We start from the raw sequence: 337 nt of genomic DNA, 5'->3' as shown, positions 1-337 counted from the left end.
AAAAGTCCAATTACTGCATTTGGTGACATTCCTGTAAGAGATGCATTTGCAGCACCCGTGTTTGATGCTACAGATGATTCTAAGAAGAGTGTACTTCCAAAACTTCCAAATCTTGTCTCAAGACCTGTTGGGCCGCTCTGTTCGGATAATCCTAGAGCAAGCATGACGCCAAATCCGATTAGCATGGCTGCAAGTATGGAAATTCCTCTTCCTTTGCCTAATAGGTGAGCATAGGCTATCGGGAATGAGAACGGTATTACAAGCATGAGGATGCATTCAAAGACATTTGAGATACCTGTGGGATTTTCAAACGGGTGAGACGAATTTGCATAAAAGA

1 protein-coding gene is annotated in these 337 nt (G+C 42.7%); it reads right to left on the bottom strand.

Translation table 11 applies throughout. From position 1 onward, the window contains the following. Nucleotides 1-337, bottom strand: a 337-nt coding sequence (locus tag DYY66_RS06720) for a potassium-transporting ATPase subunit KdpA (RefSeq protein ID WP_166287319.1), incomplete at both ends; no start/stop codon positions are given.

The sequence above is a fragment of the Candidatus Nitrosotalea sp. FS genome (assembly GCF_011319475.1).
Classification (GTDB): domain Archaea; phylum Thermoproteota; class Nitrososphaeria; order Nitrososphaerales; family Nitrosopumilaceae; genus Nitrosotalea.
The sequence above is the reverse complement of the archived record's forward strand: the minus strand, read 5'-3'. Positions and strand labels throughout refer to the sequence as shown.